The following is a 17,846-nucleotide window of genomic DNA, read 5'->3' as shown; positions in this document are numbered from 1 at the left end:
CAAAAATAAGGTTTAAGGCTGCCAAACGAGTCCTTCTGTTGCAAGATGAATGTTGCCATTGTACTCTTCTTTTGCTTCATTGATAAGCTTATCTCTATCGCCATATTGTGGAAGATGACTTAACACCAATGTCTTTACCCCAGCTTTGCTTGCAATTTTTCCGCCTTCCTTACTTGTCATATGTCCGGCTTTTTCTCCGTCCTGCTCTGCATAAAAGTTACAGTCCGTTACAAGCAGGTCAGCGCCTTCTGAAAATGGTATCCACTCTTCCTTAAAGCTGGTATCCGCTGTATAAACGACAGTATGCTCTCCATCTGTGATCCGCATACCAAAGCATGGGACAGGATGATTCGTTTCCAGAAAGCTGATTGTAAATGGGCCGATGGTAATTGGATTATCTGGCTGATAGGCTCTCCCTTCTGTGTACTCATGTGACAAGGAAGCAAAGCCTTTTTTATCCAACTGATGGCCATAAATCGGTAATATGCGGTCCAGGCCATTTACATAGTAATTTACTAGCTTTGCGTATTGAAGTACACCAATATCAGCAATATGGTCCTCATGATAATGGGACAAAATCACAGCATCTAGCTCCGTAGCAGGGATGTATTGCTGAAGTTTAGATAACGACCCACTACCTGCATCGATCAATAAGGAAAAGCCATCTTTTTCAAGTAGATACGAAGATGTAGCTCCATTTGGTGCTGGAAATCCTCCCCAGAACCCAATTACAGTTAATTTCATAAACACACACCCTTTTTTGAATTTTGTTGTAACACAGAATTGACAATTTTCATACTGTTATAATACAATATTGTTATCTTAGCAAAGGAGGATTCACATATGCTCAACATTATAGAGTTCTTTCGCAATCTGCCAAAGAAGAAATGTAGCCAATGCGGGCTTGATATGACCGAACAAGCCGACTGCTACGGCAACCTATGTGTCGAATGTGATCACCCTGCAAGATAAAGAAAAAGATAAAAAACCTTCACCCCCACTGTACTACAACACTTACTAATCTATCTAGCGTAAAGCAGCTATTGCAAGAATAGCTGCTTTTTATTTGTACAAATTAATCAATTATTCTATCATTTCCAGCAATAATATATTATAATTATTTAGAGTTCCGAAATAAAGTGAAACTTCATTTGCTGGGGACATCCATTCCTCCCCCTCCAAATGTTAGTTGAACGAATCGGACCTTTACTGGCAGTTGTTCCCCCACTAAGTATGCTTGATTGTTTCCTACATTCTTGAAGTGGGGGTCTTACTGCCAGTTTAGGCGGGATAAATTACACCTGTCGGATACATACAACAAGAATATTGAAAGGGGAAAGATAAATGGCTACTGGAACAACTAACCGCTTAAAACGTTCAGAAGTACCTACAGAGCAGACTTGGGATTTAACAGACCTTTTTGCAACACATACAGACTGGGAGGCAGAACTTAAGGCCGTACAGCAAGATGTCACAAACGTAACAGTCTATAAAGGAAGGTTAGGAGCGGATGCTGCTACACTTCTTTCCTGTCTGCAAACGCTTGAAGCATTTCAGCAGCGAGTTGTGCGCGTGGCAACATATGCAAGCTTACGCGTGAGTGCAGATGGATCAGATCCGGATAATCAGCGAGATGCAGCAAAGGTTTCCGCTGCAATGGCTGCAATTGGAACAAAGCTATCGTTTATTCAATCGGAACTTTTAACATTGTCCGTTGAGACGATTGATAAGTTCCTTCAAGACGAGTCTGCTTTAAAAACGTATGAAAAAATGTTGCAAGACACGTTGGAAAAAAAGCCTTACACGTTAGCTCCTGAAATTGAGGAAACATTGGCAGCACTTAGTGAAGTTCATGACGCACCATACATGATTTATGGGCGCACCAAATCATCTGATATGCAATTCGACTCCATTACAGATAAGGATGGAAATGAACAGCCAATGTCAGCCGCATTATACGAAGATCGGTACGAATTGTCCGCAGATACCGAAACACGTCGTGCTGCGTATAAATCTTTCACGAATACGTTGAACCAATACAAAAATACATTTGCGGCAACTTACGCTACTGAGGTAACCAAACAAGTGACGATGTCACGATTGCGTTCATATGACTCTGTAACAGACATGCTATTACAATCTCAGCAAGTTACAAAGGAAATGTATCATAATCAGTTGGACGTTATTCAAGAAGAGTTAGCTCCGCACATGCGACGTTATGCAAAGCTCATGAAAGAACAGCTTGGGTTAGACGAATTGAAATATTGTGACCTAAAAGCACCACTTGATCCGGAATTTACACCCGTAACAACCTATGAGGAAGCAACTTCAACTATTTTAGAGGCATTGGAAGTGATGGGGCCAGAATATACAGAGATAATGAAAAAGGGGATTAATGACCGCTGGGTTGACCTTGCAGATAATGTTGGGAAAGCAACAGGTGCTTTCTGCTCCAGCCCATATGGTGTGCATCCATATATTTTAGTTACATGGACTGATACGATGCGCGGAGCGTTTGTCCTTGCCCACGAACTTGGTCATGCAGGACACTTTTACCTGGCAGGGAAGAACCAGTCACTTCTCAATACACGACCATCCACTTATTTTGTAGAAGCACCATCAACCATTAATGAATTGCTACTGGCAAATCACTTAATGAATAAAACAGACGATAAACGAATGAAACGTTGGGTCATCACTCAATTACTAGGAACCTATTATCACAACTTTGTTACACACCTTCTTGAAGGGGAGTTCCAACGTAGAGTGTATCATCTTGCGGAGAAAGGGACTCCATTAACAGCCACAGTGTTAACAGAACAAAAACGGGAAACACTAGAAAGCTTCTGGGGAGATACCGTGTCGTTTGATGAAGGTGCGGGGCTTACATGGATGCGTCAACCGCATTATTACATGGGCTTATATCCGTATACGTACTCTGCTGGACTTACCGTTTCTACCGCTATGGCCGAGAAAATTCAAACAGAAGGCCAGCCTGCCGTAGACAAATGGTTAGATGTACTTCGTGCTGGTGGAACGATGAAACCACTAGATCTTATTAAACAAGCTGGAGTAGACATGTCTAAACCAGACGCAATTAAAAAGGCTGTTGCGTTTGTTGGATCATTGATTGATCAGTTAGAGGAAAGCTATAAATAAAGGCCAATATACAAAGCGTTGTGGATTTAACATACCACAGCGCTTTTCTTTATATAAAACTAGTTAGCTAGCCAACCATAAAAATTCACTAATTTCCCCAATAGAAAAAGTATCATCGCAATGGTTAGCCTCTATACTAAAACCCCCAATCTTTAGAAGTCTCCCTATTCTCTCTTAATCTCAATTGCGGGATGGGATTTTTCTATTTTTATTAGTAAAGAAAGCGAGAACAAATAGTACCAAAGGTAAAAATATTAGTAATCGAAGCCAATTTTCTGCACCGGCAAAATATAGTGTTGGTAACAAAAACGCGCAACCACTCATAATTAATTGTTTACTTGAAGATTTCCATAGACCAAACACTAATAATACAGAAGCAACAGAAAGCAACACCCAAAAAATCACACCTACTAAGAAAAAGTCCATCTTCCCACCCCTTGATTATCACTGTATTATTCATAATAATATCAGAAAACGGTAGCAATAGAACTTTATTCTTATGCAAAAAAAGAAGCTCCATTGATGGGAACTTCTTCTTTTGCTTAAATTAATAGGTATTATGCCATTTTTAAAAATTCCAATACGTCCTGAACTGCTTTTTCTCCCTGTTCAATACAATCCGGAATACCGGCACCATCATATGAACAACCTGCTAGGAATACCCCAGGGATATGCTCCTCTGCCTTGCTTCGTATCTCTGCAAGCCGCTCTAAATGTCCGACTGTGTATTGTGGTCTTCCGTCTTTCCACCTTGTAATCACGCGGAATTCTGGGGCTGCTTTTAGCTTCATTGTTTTCTTCAAATCCTTTAAAACAATATCTGTTATCTCCTCATCTGATAAATCAACGATTTCTTCATCACCTGGTTTTCCAACATAACAGCGAAGCAGGATCTTGCCCTCTGGCGCTGTACTTGGCCATTTTTTATGGGTCCATGTACATGCAGTTATGCGAAAATCACTGTTACGTGTAACAAGAAACCCTGTTCCATCAATGTCACGCTTAATCGCAGATTGGTCAAATGCTAACACAACATTTGCGGTAGAAACAGAAGGAATGTCCTTAAAAGGTTTATAGAAATCATACTGGCTAAACATTTTTGGTACCGTAAAATGCGGTGTTGCCATAATAACAGCATCTGCTTGTAGTACACTACCATTACTTAATAGCATGTTATAACCATGCGCTTTCTTTTCAATATGGTCCACTGCCGTTTCTAATTTTACCGTATCTTCATCTAATTTTTCATGTAGTGCATGTACCAATGTCTCGAGCCCGTCTTTAAATGAAAAGAATGCACCTGATGCATTAGCTTTACTTTTTTTCGCAGGTGCTGGCATGGTTTTTCTCAAGCCTTTCATCACACTTCCGTACTTCTGTTCAAGCTCATAAAAGAGTGGATATGTTGCTTTAAGGCTCATTTGGTTAATGTCACCAGAATGGATTCCAGAAAGGAGTGCTTCAATTTGGTTCACCACCAATTCGTTCCCAAACCTACGACGAAAAAATTCACCAAGGGATTGGTCTTCTTGTTTGCCCTTAGGAACAAACCTTTCTCCAATTGCCCGTAGTTTTCCTTTTTCAGAGATTAGATTGGAGGAAAATAATGGACGAATCTCTTTTGGAACGCCCATAAAGGTCCCTGTAGGCATTTTATGTAGCTTGTTTTTTAATAAAATATAAGACTGCCCGGTAGCATTGCGGATGACTTGATCCTGCAGACCTAATTCCTCGACGAGCTTAACAGCAGGTACTTTTCTCGCCAATAGCGAATCTGGGCCCTGTTCTATAGTAAATCCATCACGTTTCATTGTTTTAATTTTGCCACCTAGCCGGTCAGATGCCTCTACAAGCTTGATTTCCAATGAGAGCCCTTGTTCCGTTGCTGTCTTCTGTAAATAATAGGCAGCGGATAACCCTGTTATCCCACCGCCTACAATTACAATAGATTTCTTTTGTCCCATTACACTTCACTCTTAACTTTTTGCAGGACAACTCCCGCTAGCGTATGAATAAATTGTGGATTCACATTCGGCATTTCAGGGCGATAGTAATTTGCGCCAAGTTCATCACAGACTACTTTACACTCATAATCATTGTCATAAAGCACTTCTAAATGATCAGCAATGAAGCCAACTGGAGCGTATACAAAAGAACGATAGCCTTTCTCGTGGTATAGCTTACGCGTTAAATCCTGCACATCAGGGCCAAGCCATGGGTCAGGCGTATTTCCTTCACTTTGCCAGCCAATCTCTACATTTTTAATTCCTGTTTCCTCTTGAATTAGCTCAGCTGTTTCACGAAGCTGTTCTGGATATGGGTCACCATTTTGCAAAATTTTCTCTGGCAGACTATGTGCGGAAACAACTAATACTGCTTTTTCACGCTCTTCAGGAGCCATTTCAAAGAAAATAGCTCCAATGCGATCTGACCAAAGTTTAATAAAGCCAGGTGCATTATACCAGCTTTCTACTGATTCAATAGTGATACCATGCTTTTCAGCTTCATCGTTTGCACGTGTATTGTATGATTTCACACTAAAAGTAGAGTAATGTGGTGCAAGTACAATAGAAACCGCTTCTTTGATTCCATCTTTCGCCATTTCACTTACAGCATCCTCAATGAATGGTTCGATATGTTTTAAGCCGATATATGCTTTAAACTCATATTCATCTTGCGCATCATTTAAATCAGCTTCCAGTGCCGCAGCCTGCTGTTCAGTTATTTTGGCCAGTGGAGAAATCCCGCCAATTGCTTTATAACGATCTTTAAGATCTTGGAGGGCGTCCTCAGCAGGTTTTCTACCGTGGCGAATATGTGTATAGTACCGTTCAATATCTTCTTCCTTGTATGGTGTTCCATATGCCATTACAAGTAAACCTATTTTTTGTTTTCCCATATTAAGCACCTCTTTAATAAATTTGACAAATTTTTATATACTTAACCCCTTCTATAGGGAAGTAGGTCCAAAAAGTGATATAGCCTATCTTTTGGAATATCGATGAATATATTCTGTTAGCTTTTTTAGAGTTGCGGGCTGGATATCAGGTGTCACGCCATGACCTAGATTAAACACATGGTTTCCGTCTGCAATTCCTTCGTCGATTAAGGATTTTGCTCGATCTTCAATCGTCTCCCATTTTGTTAAAAGTATTGTTGGATCTAGATTCCCTTGAAGTACTTTAGTCACACCAAGCTCACGAGCTTCTGTGATCGTTGTCCGCCAATCAAGACCTATTACATCTACCGGCAAGTCATTCCATTCATTCAACAAATGTCTTGCCCCCACCCCAAAGGTGACAAGTGGGACACCATGTTGTTTTAACTCAGAGAAAATCCGGGTCATAACTGGTTTAATATAAACTCGGTAATCCGATGCATTTAATGCCCCAACCCAGGAATCAAAGATTTGAATCGCTTTTGCACCAGCTTCAATTTGGGCCTCTACGTACGTGATCACCATATCAGCCAGTTTATCCATTAAAGCAAACCAGGCTGCAGAATCTGTGTACATAAATGCTTTCGTTTTATTATAATTTTTGGAAGGACCGCCCTCTATCATATAACTAGCCAATGTGAATGGTGCACCACTGAAGCCAATTAGCGGAACCTCCAGCTGTTCTTCTGTTAATAAGCGGATTGTATCCAGCACATACGGAACATCTGCTTTAGGGTTGATACTTCCTAACTTCTCAACATCTTGAAAGCTCTTTATCGGATTGTGTATGACTGGACCGATGCCACTTTTTATCTCGACGTCTACCCCAATAGCAGGTAACGGTGACATAATGTCTTTGTATAAGATAGCAGCATCCACGCCATAATTTTCGACAGGCAATCGTGTCACATAAGCACACAGCTCAGGTTGATGTGTTATTTCAAAAAGAGAATACTTTTCTTTCAGTTCACGATATTCCGGCTGAGATCTGCCTGCCTGGCGCATATACCAAACTGGTGTATGGGTCGTCTCCTCCCCCCTGTAAGCTTTAAGTAATGTATCATTCATTGTTTTGGCCATGTTATCCATCCTTTATCCACCATAAGAATTATTTCCTTTTTCGTACAAAACCAATCACTCATTCGGCTTAATAGCAGAATGAAAAACGCTCTCATAATCCATTATTAACTATAGCGATTAATTTCCCAGCTGTATAGCAAAGCCATTTGATTGTCATGAATTTGTCTAAATTACCACGATAGCTTTACCGTTTCAGATCTTTCCCCTTCAAGCTTTGTAAGCGGATCGTATGCTGTAATATAGTATTGCTTCGATTTAAATAAGGCATTATTTATCGTATATTCTGTTTCACCTTCCACCTCAGCGACACGCTCGTCAATTCCATCTTCTACCCTGTAAATGCGATAAACCACGCGTTCATCTGCGGATCCCTTCCATGTGAGCTTCGCTTGTACAAGTGAAAAACCACCAAATTCATAAGAAGCCTTTAGATTTTCTATTTCAGGCAATTCAATTGGTTTTTCTAGAGCAACTGCACCTTCTGGCTTCGTAAACGTCTCTGTCAAGGGTTCTAATCTGTCCATTTCCGTTAAGATTGCTTTTGTAAGCTCAGTAGGGTAGGCACTTCCGCCAGTCAAGTAATGGTCTTTATCTGATTGGTCGTATCCCATCCATGCAGCCATTACATAATCAGGTGTATAGCCTGCAAACCAGGCATCTTTCACTTGACCTTCTACAAACGGGTGTTGAGTAGTACCAGTTTTTCCTGCTAGCTCTTTCGGATAACTTCCAGCACTTGCACTACCTGATTCTACTGTCTCAAGCAGCATTTCGGTCATATCCCATGCGACCTGTTCTGTGAAGACATTCTTCTCCTCTGTTTCCGATTGAAAAATCATAGTATCCTCTGCATCATAAATCCGGTTAATTGTATGAGAATCAACCATTTTACCATTTCTTGAAAAAGCACTATAACTGTCCATTAGGTTTAATGGTGTTATACCCTCAGAAAGGCCCCCTAAAGCAATTGCTAATCCATTATCTTCAATGGAAATATTCAAATCATCCAAGTAGTCCTTTGAGTAGGATATCCCTATTTGATCAAGCAACCATACTGCTGGCGCATTTTTAGAATATTTAAGTGCATTATAAATAGAAACAGATTCACCGTATTGACCATCTACATTAGTAGCAGTGTATCCACTGTAATCTAGTGGTTGATCTGGAATAAGCGTATAAGGTGTATAAGTTTCCTTCATAAGTGCAGGCCCATATACAGCGATTGGTTTCATGGTCGATCCCGGTTGTCTAGTGACCGTAGCTCGGTTCAACTCCCCTAATTGATAGGATCTGCCACCGAGTGCAGAGACAATTTCACCTGTCTTTTGGTCCATCATGACGAAAGCACCTTCTACCCCTTCTGTATTTCCTGGGAAATACGCGTCATTTTGAAAAGCTTCATATGCAATGCGTTGGGCATTTAGGTCCACGTTCACAACAATCCGGTAACCACCGCGTTTTAATTCCTTTACCGACAAATCGTGCTTCTCTGCAGCTTCCTTCATGACTAGATCGACGTAACTGTCAGTATAAGGCATGGCTTCTCTTTCATTTAATTCTAAACCAAGATCGTGATTTTCTGCCTCAAGCCTATCTTCCGTTGACAGCATTCCAGCGTTTTCCATTGATTGTAGTACAACATTTCTTCGCTCCAATGCTTTATCAGGATGTTCAATTGGTGAATAGCCATTTGGTGCTTTTGCTAGTCCTGCAAGCATTGCTCCCTCTTCTATCGTTAAATCCTGAACTGGCTTTGAGAAAAAATATTTTGCAGCTGTTTGAATACCATAGACACCCTGTCCAAAGTAAATTTCATTTACATATAACTCCAATATTCGATCCTTTGAAAAGTGTTGTTCCATATATATGGCTGCCATTACTTCTTTTGTTTTTCTCATCCATGTTTTATCATGATGTAAAAATAAATTCTTTGCCAGCTGTTGGGTGATAGTACTAGCACCTTCCACTTTATCCATCGCAACAATATCTCGGACAAGCGCTCGCATAACCGAACGAAAATCAACGCCTGCATGATCATAAAACCGACGATCTTCAACGGCAACAAATGCATTTTTAACATGATCAGGAATTCTATCAATTGAAACCAGCTCTCGATTTTCGTTATATAGTCTTCCTATGATCGTACCGTCTTCGGTCTCTATCGTTGTCCTTGCATCAAGCAAAAACGCTTCGTCATCCACTACAAGAGCTCCACCATATAAAATTAGTACAAAGCCCGTTATGCTTAGGACCAATAATGCTATAACACTATAAAGAACGCCTCTTACATACTTAGGCTTTCCCCTTTTTAACCACGTTCGTTCCTTTTTCATTTGTTCACCTCTACACATATTTCATTATACGACAGATTTCTCCATTCTTAAAGTTTAATACTTCATATCAATTGATAATTATTTTAATTAATCATTTGACTAACTACACGAATCATAGGGTAATATAATAGTAGTGATGGAAGAAAGGGTGGGATTAATGAATGCATATATGACAAATGGAACAATTGACTTTCTGCTGAAGCTTGAGGAGAAGCATAAAGATATTGATTTTTATTTCATGACGAGTAATAGTGGAGCCTTAGCTTATTATGAAGGAAATGGAAAGAGTATCTTTAATGCTGGACGTGATTATGACATCCTTCTTGAAAAAGGAGCCATTTCGGAAGACGGCTATGTTGTAATGAACAACATTCCAGTAGTAGAAGATGGGCAGGCTACTTTTGAGAAGCGGTTTATGCAAGGAGAAAATAATATCGATATGATGCCTGGCTTTCATGCCTATCGATTTCTAAAACCGCTGAATGGCAACACTTATGTCGTGTTTACACAATGGCGTTCCGCTCAGGATTTCGAGAACTGGAAAAACTCCGAGCATTTTAAGCAATCTCATAAAGGGCAATCTACAAAACCACCTGCATACTATGCAGATAAACCATTTACCACTGCTTATCATATGTTTGATAAAGATAATGCTTAACCTTAGATGTTAAACAAAAGCCGGACATACTCCATATTGGATATGTCCGGCCGTTTTACAGCGAAATATGGTATAGAAATAATTTAAAAATCCTGTTATTCCGCTACTACATATTGATCAAAAAATTGCTGGAATTCTCCTTCTGGTCGTTGTCCAACAATTCTTCCTTGTTCTTCTCCATTCTCAAAGTGGATAAGGGTTGGCGTGGATTCTATGCCGTAAGCGTTCCACTGATCCTGAAATTCACGAAGGTTCATTTTCTTCATATCCACATTATTATCTTCTGCAAGCGGCACAAGATAAGGCGTTGTATTCTGACAATGAACACAAAGCGGATCATAGAAATACACGGTTACTGGGTCTCCGCTTTCTATACTCTCGCTCAATTCGTCGGGCATTATCTGATTGCCATAATTTGGATCATCAAGCTGATCAATAGTACCTTGATGTAATTCTTTATCCCCATACGGATTATCACTATTTTCTACCGCCTGGTTATTCTTATATTCTATAACAACATATAGGCCTACAAATAGTAGTACAATAACACCAACAAAGACGAGAATTTTCTTCTGCATTATTTACGCTCCTTTATTTCTTTAATTAATAACACGTGTAATACGAAAATAACAATAAAAGCGATGCCTGCAAGAAATGGAATGGTAATAAATCCGAAGTAATTCACATATGCAAGATTACAAGGAACCAAGCCACACGCATCCCCTGCTTGTTGCAAGGCAGGAAGCTTTTGTACTAAATAATGATAAGTAGATACCAACATACCAATGCCGCTTAAAATTAAACCCGGTAATGCTATAGAAACTTGTTTCTTAAAAGCGGCCACCCCATAGATAATCACGAGTGGATACATGAGAATTCGTTGAATCCAACAAAGCTCGCACGGCGTGTAGCCCATTATTTCCGAGAAAAATAAACTCCCTGCAAGAGCTGTAAAAGCCTGTGCCCAAATAAGGAGCAAGAGGTTTTCCGCTTTCTTCGTTAAATTAGCCATTTTTGTAATCCTCTCATTTATTCGTTACAATCGTATTATACAAATGTCCAGACAAAAAAACAAAGGGATTGTCTCCTTTTTTCTCCTGCTTATATTCCATTTCCAACTACTATTCTTTCATAAGTTGTTGTTTATGTACATACACCGCTGCTTGTGTCCGGTCATGAACTTCTAGTTTAGATAGAATATTACTTACATGAGTTTTAACCGTTTTAATACCGATGTAAAGTTTTTCACTTATTTCTTGATTTGTCATGCCATTCCCAATACAAAGCAACACTTCTTTTTCTCTTTCCGTTAAATCATCATGAAGCTTTTTCTCTTCTGGCCGAAAGCTTGTCAGCATCTTACCGGCTACTTTCGGTTCAATGACATTTTCACCAGCAGCTGCCTTTTTTACAGCAGTTAAAATATCTGTCGCGGAAGAGGTCTTTAATAAATAACTGAACGCACCTGCTTCAATAGCAGGGAAAACCTGTTCATCATCATAATAGCTTGTTAGAATAATAATTTTAATAGAAGCATTAATACCTAATATTTGTTTTGTTGCATCAATTCCAGAGCCATTTTCCATCATTAAATCCATGAGCACGACATCTGGCTTTGCCTCCAGCACGAGTTGTGCTCCTTCATTGCCACTAGAGGCCTCCCCAATCACTTCAATATCATCATCTGTTTGTAAATAGGCAATTATTCCTTTACGAACCACTTCATGATCATCGACAACAAAAACTCGTATCATCATATTCTCCCCTTTTACACTTAACTTGGTATGCGAATGGTAATATGTGTCCCTTCGTTTTGGTCCGAGCGGATGACAAATGTCCCCCCAAGCTCTTCTGCCCGTTCTCGCATGGTTTTTAAGCCATAAGAAGCTTTGTTCTCCACTCTTTCATTAACTTCAAAGCCTTCCCCATTATCCCGAATATGGATAAACAATTCATTAGCTCGCTTAAAAATTTCCAACTTTACTTCCGTTGCATTAGCGTGTCGCAAGATGTTAGAGAGCGCCTCTTGAATAATACGAAAGACATGATCCTCTACCGTCTCCGTTAGTGTAAGCTCCTCCTCTATCGCCATTTGAAACTGTGTATTACTTTTTTGCTTTAACTCTCCTATAAGTTTCTTTACGCCAACTGCTAAGGAATCACCTGATAAATGGACAGGCCGTAAATGTAATAGGAGTGCTCGCATCTCTGTCTGAGATTGTAAGGCAGATTTAGCAACTTCCTCCATTTGCTTTTTAGCTGTGTGAGGATTTTTATCTAATTGTTTTAACGCTGCCTCAGACATCATAGTTAGTGCAAATAGTTGCTGGCTAACAGCATCGTGAAGGTCCCTTGCTAGCCGCTGTCTTTCTTCAATAACAGCTGCCTTATGTGCTGATTTTGCATAATCCGCTTTTTCGTCCGCCATGCGCTGTAAAGATTTCACTTGGCTCTGCAGTTTTTCCCCAAGATCGTTTAATTCGTTGCCAATACGCGCCAACTCATCCTCTTCATTAAAATAAACCTTCGATTGATAATTTCCATTAGCAAATTGTGTAATCAGGACAGATAGGTAATCAAGTCGCTCCTTCATATCCCCACTAGATTTAAATCCTGTATATAAGGAAATAATTATTGCAAGAACGATATATAAAGAGATAAATAGAAAAATACTATGCGGTGTTAGCCATTCCGGTTCAAATAAAACATAGATGGAGAGCATGATAGACAGAATGGTCACCGTTGTAAGGAAAACGCCATATAAATGTGAACGTATATAGCTATAACGGATACTTGAAAAGCGGTTATTCATAAACATGCTCCCCTTCTATACATAATCAATTCTAATGGAACCGGCCTTTAATCGGATATGAAAATCAATTTTCTGTACTGCATCCTCGTAGCCATCTGTCTCGAAATCAAGAGACCGATTGATCCCATCCACATTTTTCCCCACCACCTCAATATCCCCTGCCTTAACAGAAGCGTGCACTCTAAAGGCGACATCCTCGGGAATTATAATGGTTACATCCCCTGCAAGCGAATTAATGGACACGGGTGTTTTTTTCTCTGGAATAAAGGCCTTCGAGAAATCAAAATAAAAATCACCAGCCATATTACTAATATTGATTGGTTCAAGCTTCCAGTTAGGATCGGTGTACTCATAACTCCCTACAGAAAAAAAAGAGGAATTAGTGGAACTTGATTTGGTTGAAGAATCTTTATCCTTTTTACTTTTGACTACGATAACCGAGTTTTTCCTTCCTATCAGCAGGAAGCCCACATAGATAATCAAGAGTGGCCACAATTTAAAAATATCCCCAAACGTAAAAGAAATAATTTCAAATCGATCAAGCAGAAGTAAGATCCCGGCAATTAGAAATAAAGAACCAAATATCCAACTCCCGCCTCGCCTTTTCCAATAATCCCATAGCCATTTCCACCCAATTACGACAAAGAAGGCCGGGTATATATAGAGCCATGCAGAGTTAAAGTCAAATGCAAGTAATCCAATATTTGATAAAACTAACATGACACCTAATGCAATTAGCAATACTGCTAGAAAATAACGTACGAATCCTTTCATTCTAATGTCCCTCTTCTTTCTAGATAATTGTATTTGTTTGCAAACTAAGCATTAAGTTTCTAAATTTTCATGAAGTAACAAACGCTTTTAACCGTTTATTTCTTAAAGTATTTAATGCAATTCCTGTAATGATAATTCCACTCACGATAATGATCGCTTGTATTTCTACACCTATTGCAATAAGGAGTGACGTAGCTGCATAGGAAATTGGCACCAAACCTGTCGAAACTGTCATTAGTAAGCTCATCATTCTGCCAAGCATACGTTTCTCAGTAGTCTGTTGAAGCAGTGTCATGATAGGGATATTAACCACTTGCATAACAAACGCCATTACCAATACGAGTATCACCGTTAAGAGCAGAACGGAAGAAGAGCCAATCGTCGTATAGATAAGGCCAAGGCCAACTAATCCCCATATAATAGCCTTACCTGGTTTTTTCAAGGAAACTACTGCTAAAAACACAGCACCTAACAGTGCTCCTACTCCCATCGCTGTTTGAACCATCGCTAAACTGACTGCACTTCCTTCAAATATATCCTTTACGATAATCGGGATCCCAATAGTAAACGGGCCGGTAAAAAAGAAATTGAGAAAGAAAGCCATAGAAACAACAGAGATAATAAGATGGTTTTTCTTAGCATAAACAAACCCTTCTTTTAAATCGGCCCAAAGTGTTTGTATTACTTTTTCTTCTTCATCTTCTTTTTTCAACCGAATAAATAACACAATAATGGAAGCCACCAGCAACATACACATAGCTACCATAAAGACACCTGTAAAGCCCAAGACTGCAATTAGCGTTCCACCGAGAGCAGGACCGGCTATAGGACTGATTTGAGCCGTCATCTGGATTAGAGAGTTTCCGCGTTGTAGCTGGTCTTTCTCCAAGACCATTGGGGTTAAAGAGTTAATGACAGGATAACTAAATGCATCCGATATACCGAATAAAGCGGCTAGTGTGATAAGATGCCAGGCTGTAACCGTATCCGTAAGCAAAAATGCTATTAAAACGATAATTAGGATTACCCTGGCCAGATCAGACAAGAACAAAATGAAACGCTTATTAAATCGATCGGCGACGACTCCCCCTGTAGACAATAGTAGTAACCTTGGAATGGAAGCTCCAAGAAAGAGCATACCAAAATAAAAACGATTGTCACTTAACGATAACATTAACCACTCTGCTCCAATTAAATAAACGTAATAGCCAGGAGAAGAAAGAAAAGCACTGAAAAACAAAAGCAGAAAATTCCGATTTTTAATCAATGGTACAGGCAATGCTTCTTGATGTGTTGCTGTTACACTCATTAAAAATACCTCCCTCAATTGATCTCCTACTCATCATAAGCGATCAATGAAAAGAGAGGTACGGTCTGCAGATTGCTTTAATCTCCGCCTGAAGACTGAGATTTTAAGCAACAAGACCATGTCCTTATCTAGATCACACCCGATTTGTCGTTGACCTAATTCGCTCATAGAGGAATATCATAAGAAGCACCCATAGATAACCTAATATAAAACCAGCTACGACATCGGTTAGATAATGCACGTTAATGACATACCTGCTTGCCCCTATTAAGAGAACTATAAAAGCAAGACCCGCTTGAATTAGCCTTTTGGCTGTCTTATTATTTACGATTTGAACAATGAAGTATGCCAGTAAGCCATAGCATGCCATTGAAATCATTGCATGTCCAGATGGAAAACTATATCCTTCCGCATTCGCTGCAACAAGTATGCTTGGTCGTTCACGCTCCACTATATGCTTAATAAAAACATTTATTAAGTGACTACCATACGTACCACCAGCGAAGATGACTACAGGTAGAATGCGTCGGTATACCCAATAAAGAATAGCGGACATAATGACGACAAATGGGATGAGAAAATGGGATGACCCTAATTCTGTAATCCATCGAAAAAGAGTATATAAAACGGAATCCACCGCAAGTCCTTCCACGGGATCCCTTGTCCATTGATCTAAATAAGGCAAGGTACCTGCTATGATTCGCGCTATCCATAAACCAATTATTATTGCTACTACAGCAAGTAACAATAGTAATAAATACGTTTTTTTAGATCGCATTCGATTATCCCTCCTCTTCTCATAATACCCTAAATATGGTTTCAAAAAAACTGAAGAGGGAAAAGTAGATATGGAGAAAAAATATTTAAAGGCGGGATAATAATGGAAAAAGAATTACAGCAATTAATCGATGGTTTAAATGTAGATTTAGCTAATGAATATGGTGCAGCTATCCAGTATACGTACAGTGCTTCTGTAGTTTCAGGGTTATACCGCTCTGCTTTGAAGCCCTTTTTCGAGTCAGAGATCAATGATGAACTAGGTCACGCACTTTATTTATCAGAGAAAATAAAATCCCTTGGAGGCACTCCGACTACGAAAGCAGCAGAGATTCCCCAGCCAACTGAAGTAAAAGAACTTCTAAAAGCGGCTCTTCAATCTGAATCAGATACAATTGAGCGTTATGAAGAACGGAAAAAACAAGCAGAAAACCTCGGTTTCACAGAGCTAGTCGTGAAACTTGAGGATCTTATTTCCGATGAGACCCATCATAAAGAAGAGATAGAACGTCTCTTAGAAGATCCTCGATTATCTCAATAGTATAAAAACGTTACCTTTCTCTAACCCCAATAGGTCGACAATTAGCCGAGATCTATGGGGTTTTTATTTATGCCATTTTTTATAATATATTCAGCTCAAACATTTCCATCCCCTACTTTTGCTCTGAAATGTTATAATAGTTAGAAATTCATCAAGGGGGATTCAAATGTTACAAAACATCCATACATCCATTGACAACTTGTATGAGGAAATGGTTGAGATCAGAAGATATTTACATCAGCACCCTGAATTATCCTTTCAGGAAACCAAAACGGCCAAATACATAGCGGATTATTATGAAGCGTTAGGCATCCCCTACAAAACAGGTGTAGGAGGCAATGGGGTAATCGCTACGTTAAAGGGAGGCAAACCTGGTAAGACGATTGCACTCCGAGCGGATTTTGATGCATTACCTATTCAGGACGAAAAGGACGTACCTTATAAGTCAAAGGTGGATGGTGTAATGCACGCATGTGGCCATGATGGGCATACCGCATCCTTGCTTACATTAGCTAAAGCAATGAAAGAGTATCAGGATGAACTTCCCGGAACGATAGAATTTTTACATCAACATGCAGAAGAATATGCACCTGGGGGAGCGAAACCAATTGTAGAGTCAGGCGCTATCGACCATGTCGATGCTGTATTCGGTACACACTTATGGGCTACAACGCCACTTGGAGTATTGCAAACCTCAAAGGATGTATTCATGGCTGGCGCTGATCGTTTCACCATCACGATCCAAGGGTTAGGCGGGCATGGTGCATACCCTCATGAAACAAAGGATTCTATTGTAATTGCAGCACAACTGATTACACAGTTGCAGCAAATAGTATCCCGCAGACTCGATCCATTGGATACAGCAGTTGTAACAGTAGGTATTTTTGAAGCAGGAAAAGCGTTTAATGTTATCGCAGATAAAGCCACTTTGACGGGAACTGTACGCTATTTGAACCCTGCTATACAAGATGACCTTATTGCGGAAATGGAGAAAATCATAAAAGGGGTATGTATTTCAAATGATGCAGATTACACCTTTGACTATACAAAAGGCTATCCACCACTAGTCAACCATGCAGAGGAAGCAGCTTTAGTATTGGAAGCAAGTGAAGCAATTAGTGAAATCCATACTCGTGAAACAGTCGTCCCGGTAATGGGCGGCGAAGATTTTGCGTATTATACGCTTCATAAACCAGGGGCTTATTTCTTCACTGGTGCCAATTTAGAGGGGAACCCTTACCCGCACCATCACCCTAAATTTGATATTGACGAGCGTGCATTACCCATCGCTGCAAAAACCTTAATTACTGCATATATGGCTTATCAAGAGCGCTCTTAAGATAGAGTGAAACTTCATTTGGTGGAGAATCACTATATCCGCCACCAAAATAAACCCTGTACTGACAGTGGTCCCTGGGGTCTTAAAGCCGGTTAAGGCGGGAAAAAGCCTGCTGACAGCACAAAC

At 39.8% G+C, this 17,846-nt stretch carries 18 protein-coding genes; 5 read left to right on the top strand and 13 right to left on the bottom strand.

Features of this window, described 5'->3' with window-relative positions:
• Positions 1-12: 12 nt before the first annotated feature.
• Entirely contained in the window at positions 13-744 is a 732-nt protein-coding gene (locus tag LG273_RS06385) for an MBL fold metallo-hydrolase (protein ID WP_404458735.1), read from the bottom strand.
• 99 nt (positions 745-843) lie between these two features.
• Between LG273_RS06385 and yhfH the strand changes: the two genes are divergently transcribed.
• Together yhfH and pepF are read left to right on the top strand one after the other, a co-directional pair.
• Positions 844-972 carry a protein YhfH gene (gene yhfH / locus LG273_RS06380; RefSeq protein WP_404458733.1) on the top strand — a complete coding sequence of 43 codons (129 nt, stop codon included), beginning with the start codon at positions 844-846 and terminating at the stop codon, positions 970-972.
• Positions 973-1,344: 372 nt separating this feature from the next.
• Positions 1,345-3,159, top strand: a complete 1,815-nt coding sequence (gene pepF, locus LG273_RS06375) for an oligoendopeptidase F (RefSeq protein WP_404458731.1) — start codon at positions 1,345-1,347, stop codon at positions 3,157-3,159.
• Positions 3,160-3,339: 180 nt separating this feature from the next.
• On the opposite strand, the gene LG273_RS06370 is transcribed toward pepF, so the two are convergent.
• The 5 genes from LG273_RS06370 to LG273_RS06350 form a co-directional block, all read right to left on the bottom strand.
• Entirely contained in the window at positions 3,340-3,585 is a 246-nt protein-coding gene (locus LG273_RS06370) for a hypothetical protein (protein ID WP_404458729.1), read from the bottom strand.
• 131 nt (positions 3,586-3,716) lie between these two features.
• The gene (gene hemY / locus LG273_RS06365; RefSeq protein ID WP_404458727.1) at positions 3,717-5,123 is read right to left on the bottom strand and encodes a protoporphyrinogen oxidase; all 1,407 of its coding nucleotides are present in this window, start codon (positions 5,121-5,123) and stop codon (positions 3,717-3,719) included.
• A complete protein-coding gene (gene hemH / locus LG273_RS06360) occupies positions 5,123-6,058 on the bottom strand; it encodes a ferrochelatase (protein ID WP_404458725.1) in 936 nt (311 codons plus the stop codon). The genes hemY and hemH overlap by 1 nt, the downstream gene beginning before the upstream one ends.
• A gap of 84 nt (positions 6,059-6,142) precedes the next feature.
• Entirely contained in the window at positions 6,143-7,177 is a 1,035-nt protein-coding gene (gene hemE, locus LG273_RS06355) for a uroporphyrinogen decarboxylase (RefSeq protein ID WP_404458723.1), read from the bottom strand.
• A 170-nt stretch (positions 7,178-7,347) separates the two neighbouring features.
• Positions 7,348-9,510, bottom strand: a complete 2,163-nt coding sequence (locus LG273_RS06350) for a PBP1A family penicillin-binding protein (RefSeq protein WP_404458721.1) — start codon at positions 9,508-9,510, stop codon at positions 7,348-7,350.
• A 157-nt stretch (positions 9,511-9,667) separates the two neighbouring features.
• On the opposite strand from LG273_RS06350, the gene LG273_RS06345 reads away from it, so the two are divergent.
• Entirely contained in the window at positions 9,668-10,168 is a 501-nt protein-coding gene (locus LG273_RS06345; protein WP_404458719.1) for an antibiotic biosynthesis monooxygenase family protein, read from the top strand.
• 95 nt (positions 10,169-10,263) lie between these two features.
• On the opposite strand, the gene LG273_RS06340 is transcribed toward LG273_RS06345, so the two are convergent.
• The 7 genes from LG273_RS06340 to LG273_RS06310 form a co-directional block, all read right to left on the bottom strand.
• A complete protein-coding gene (locus tag LG273_RS06340) occupies positions 10,264-10,746 on the bottom strand; it encodes a thioredoxin family protein (protein ID WP_404458717.1) in 483 nt (160 codons plus the stop codon).
• The gene (locus LG273_RS06335; RefSeq protein WP_404458715.1) at positions 10,746-11,180 is read right to left on the bottom strand and encodes a disulfide oxidoreductase; all 435 of its coding nucleotides are present in this window, start codon (positions 11,178-11,180) and stop codon (positions 10,746-10,748) included. The genes LG273_RS06340 and LG273_RS06335 overlap by 1 nt, the downstream gene beginning before the upstream one ends.
• Before the next feature lie 109 nt (positions 11,181-11,289).
• Positions 11,290-11,922: a response regulator gene (locus tag LG273_RS06330; protein ID WP_379563409.1), complete on the bottom strand. Its 633-nt coding sequence runs from the start codon at positions 11,920-11,922 to the stop codon at positions 11,290-11,292.
• 20 nt (positions 11,923-11,942) lie between these two features.
• Complete coding sequence (locus LG273_RS06325; protein ID WP_404458713.1) at positions 11,943-12,980, bottom strand: histidine kinase; 1,038 nt, start codon at positions 12,978-12,980, stop codon at positions 11,943-11,945.
• A 15-nt stretch (positions 12,981-12,995) separates the two neighbouring features.
• Complete coding sequence (gene liaF / locus LG273_RS06320) at positions 12,996-13,754, bottom strand: cell wall-active antibiotics response protein LiaF (protein WP_404458711.1); 759 nt, start codon at positions 13,752-13,754, stop codon at positions 12,996-12,998.
• A 67-nt stretch (positions 13,755-13,821) separates the two neighbouring features.
• Positions 13,822-15,063 carry an MFS transporter gene (locus LG273_RS06315; RefSeq protein WP_404458709.1) on the bottom strand — a complete coding sequence of 414 codons (1,242 nt, stop codon included), beginning with the start codon at positions 15,061-15,063 and terminating at the stop codon, positions 13,822-13,824.
• Positions 15,064-15,196: 133 nt separating this feature from the next.
• Positions 15,197-15,841: a phosphatase PAP2 family protein gene (locus LG273_RS06310; RefSeq protein ID WP_404458707.1), complete on the bottom strand. Its 645-nt coding sequence runs from the start codon at positions 15,839-15,841 to the stop codon at positions 15,197-15,199.
• A 102-nt stretch (positions 15,842-15,943) separates the two neighbouring features.
• Between LG273_RS06310 and LG273_RS06305 the strand changes: the two genes are divergently transcribed.
• A complete protein-coding gene (locus tag LG273_RS06305) occupies positions 15,944-16,381 on the top strand; it encodes a ferritin-like domain-containing protein (RefSeq protein ID WP_379563399.1) in 438 nt (145 codons plus the stop codon).
• A 166-nt stretch (positions 16,382-16,547) separates the two neighbouring features.
• Positions 16,548-17,720, top strand: coding sequence for a M20 family metallopeptidase (locus tag LG273_RS06300; protein ID WP_404458705.1), 1,173 nt, complete (start codon positions 16,548-16,550; stop codon positions 17,718-17,720).
• Positions 17,721-17,846 lie beyond the last annotated feature (126 nt).

The organism is Oceanobacillus kapialis, assembly GCF_044790185.1.
In the GTDB taxonomy this organism is placed as follows: Bacteria; Bacillota; Bacilli; order Bacillales; family Amphibacillaceae; genus Oceanobacillus_B; species Oceanobacillus_B kapialis.
This window is presented reverse-complemented; position numbering and strand designations above follow the sequence as displayed.

Excerpts from the sequence above, each read along its gene's own strand:
- LG273_RS06345 (WP_404458719.1), top strand. The coding sequence starts at position 9,668 with ATGAATGCATATATGACAAATGGAACAATTGACTTTCTGCTGAAGCTT.
- LG273_RS06300 (WP_404458705.1), top strand. The coding sequence starts at position 16,548 with ATGTTACAAAACATCCATACATCCATTGACAACTTGTATGAGGAAATG.
- liaF (WP_404458711.1), bottom strand. The coding sequence starts at position 13,754 with ATGAAAGGATTCGTACGTTATTTTCTAGCAGTATTGCTAATTGCATTA.
- LG273_RS06370 (WP_404458729.1), bottom strand. The coding sequence starts at position 3,585 with ATGGACTTTTTCTTAGTAGGTGTGATTTTTTGGGTGTTGCTTTCTGTT.
- yhfH (WP_404458733.1), top strand. The coding sequence starts at position 844 with ATGCTCAACATTATAGAGTTCTTTCGCAATCTGCCAAAGAAGAAATGT.
- hemE (WP_404458723.1), bottom strand. The coding sequence starts at position 7,177 with ATGGCCAAAACAATGAATGATACATTACTTAAAGCTTACAGGGGGGAG.
- pepF (WP_404458731.1), top strand. The coding sequence starts at position 1,345 with ATGGCTACTGGAACAACTAACCGCTTAAAACGTTCAGAAGTACCTACA.
- LG273_RS06310 (WP_404458707.1), bottom strand. The coding sequence starts at position 15,841 with ATGCGATCTAAAAAAACGTATTTATTACTATTGTTACTTGCTGTAGTA.
- LG273_RS06330 (WP_379563409.1), bottom strand. The coding sequence starts at position 11,922 with ATGATACGAGTTTTTGTTGTCGATGATCATGAAGTGGTTCGTAAAGGA.
- LG273_RS06315 (WP_404458709.1), bottom strand. The coding sequence starts at position 15,063 with ATGAGTGTAACAGCAACACATCAAGAAGCATTGCCTGTACCATTGATT.
- LG273_RS06350 (WP_404458721.1), bottom strand. The coding sequence starts at position 9,510 with ATGAAAAAGGAACGAACGTGGTTAAAAAGGGGAAAGCCTAAGTATGTA.
- hemH (WP_404458725.1), bottom strand. The coding sequence starts at position 6,058 with ATGGGAAAACAAAAAATAGGTTTACTTGTAATGGCATATGGAACACCA.
- LG273_RS06385 (WP_404458735.1), bottom strand. The coding sequence starts at position 744 with ATGAAATTAACTGTAATTGGGTTCTGGGGAGGATTTCCAGCACCAAAT.
- hemY (WP_404458727.1), bottom strand. The coding sequence starts at position 5,123 with ATGGGACAAAAGAAATCTATTGTAATTGTAGGCGGTGGGATAACAGGG.
- LG273_RS06340 (WP_404458717.1), bottom strand. The coding sequence starts at position 10,746 with ATGCAGAAGAAAATTCTCGTCTTTGTTGGTGTTATTGTACTACTATTT.
- LG273_RS06335 (WP_404458715.1), bottom strand. The coding sequence starts at position 11,180 with ATGGCTAATTTAACGAAGAAAGCGGAAAACCTCTTGCTCCTTATTTGG.
- LG273_RS06325 (WP_404458713.1), bottom strand. The coding sequence starts at position 12,980 with ATGAATAACCGCTTTTCAAGTATCCGTTATAGCTATATACGTTCACAT.
- LG273_RS06305 (WP_379563399.1), top strand. The coding sequence starts at position 15,944 with ATGGAAAAAGAATTACAGCAATTAATCGATGGTTTAAATGTAGATTTA.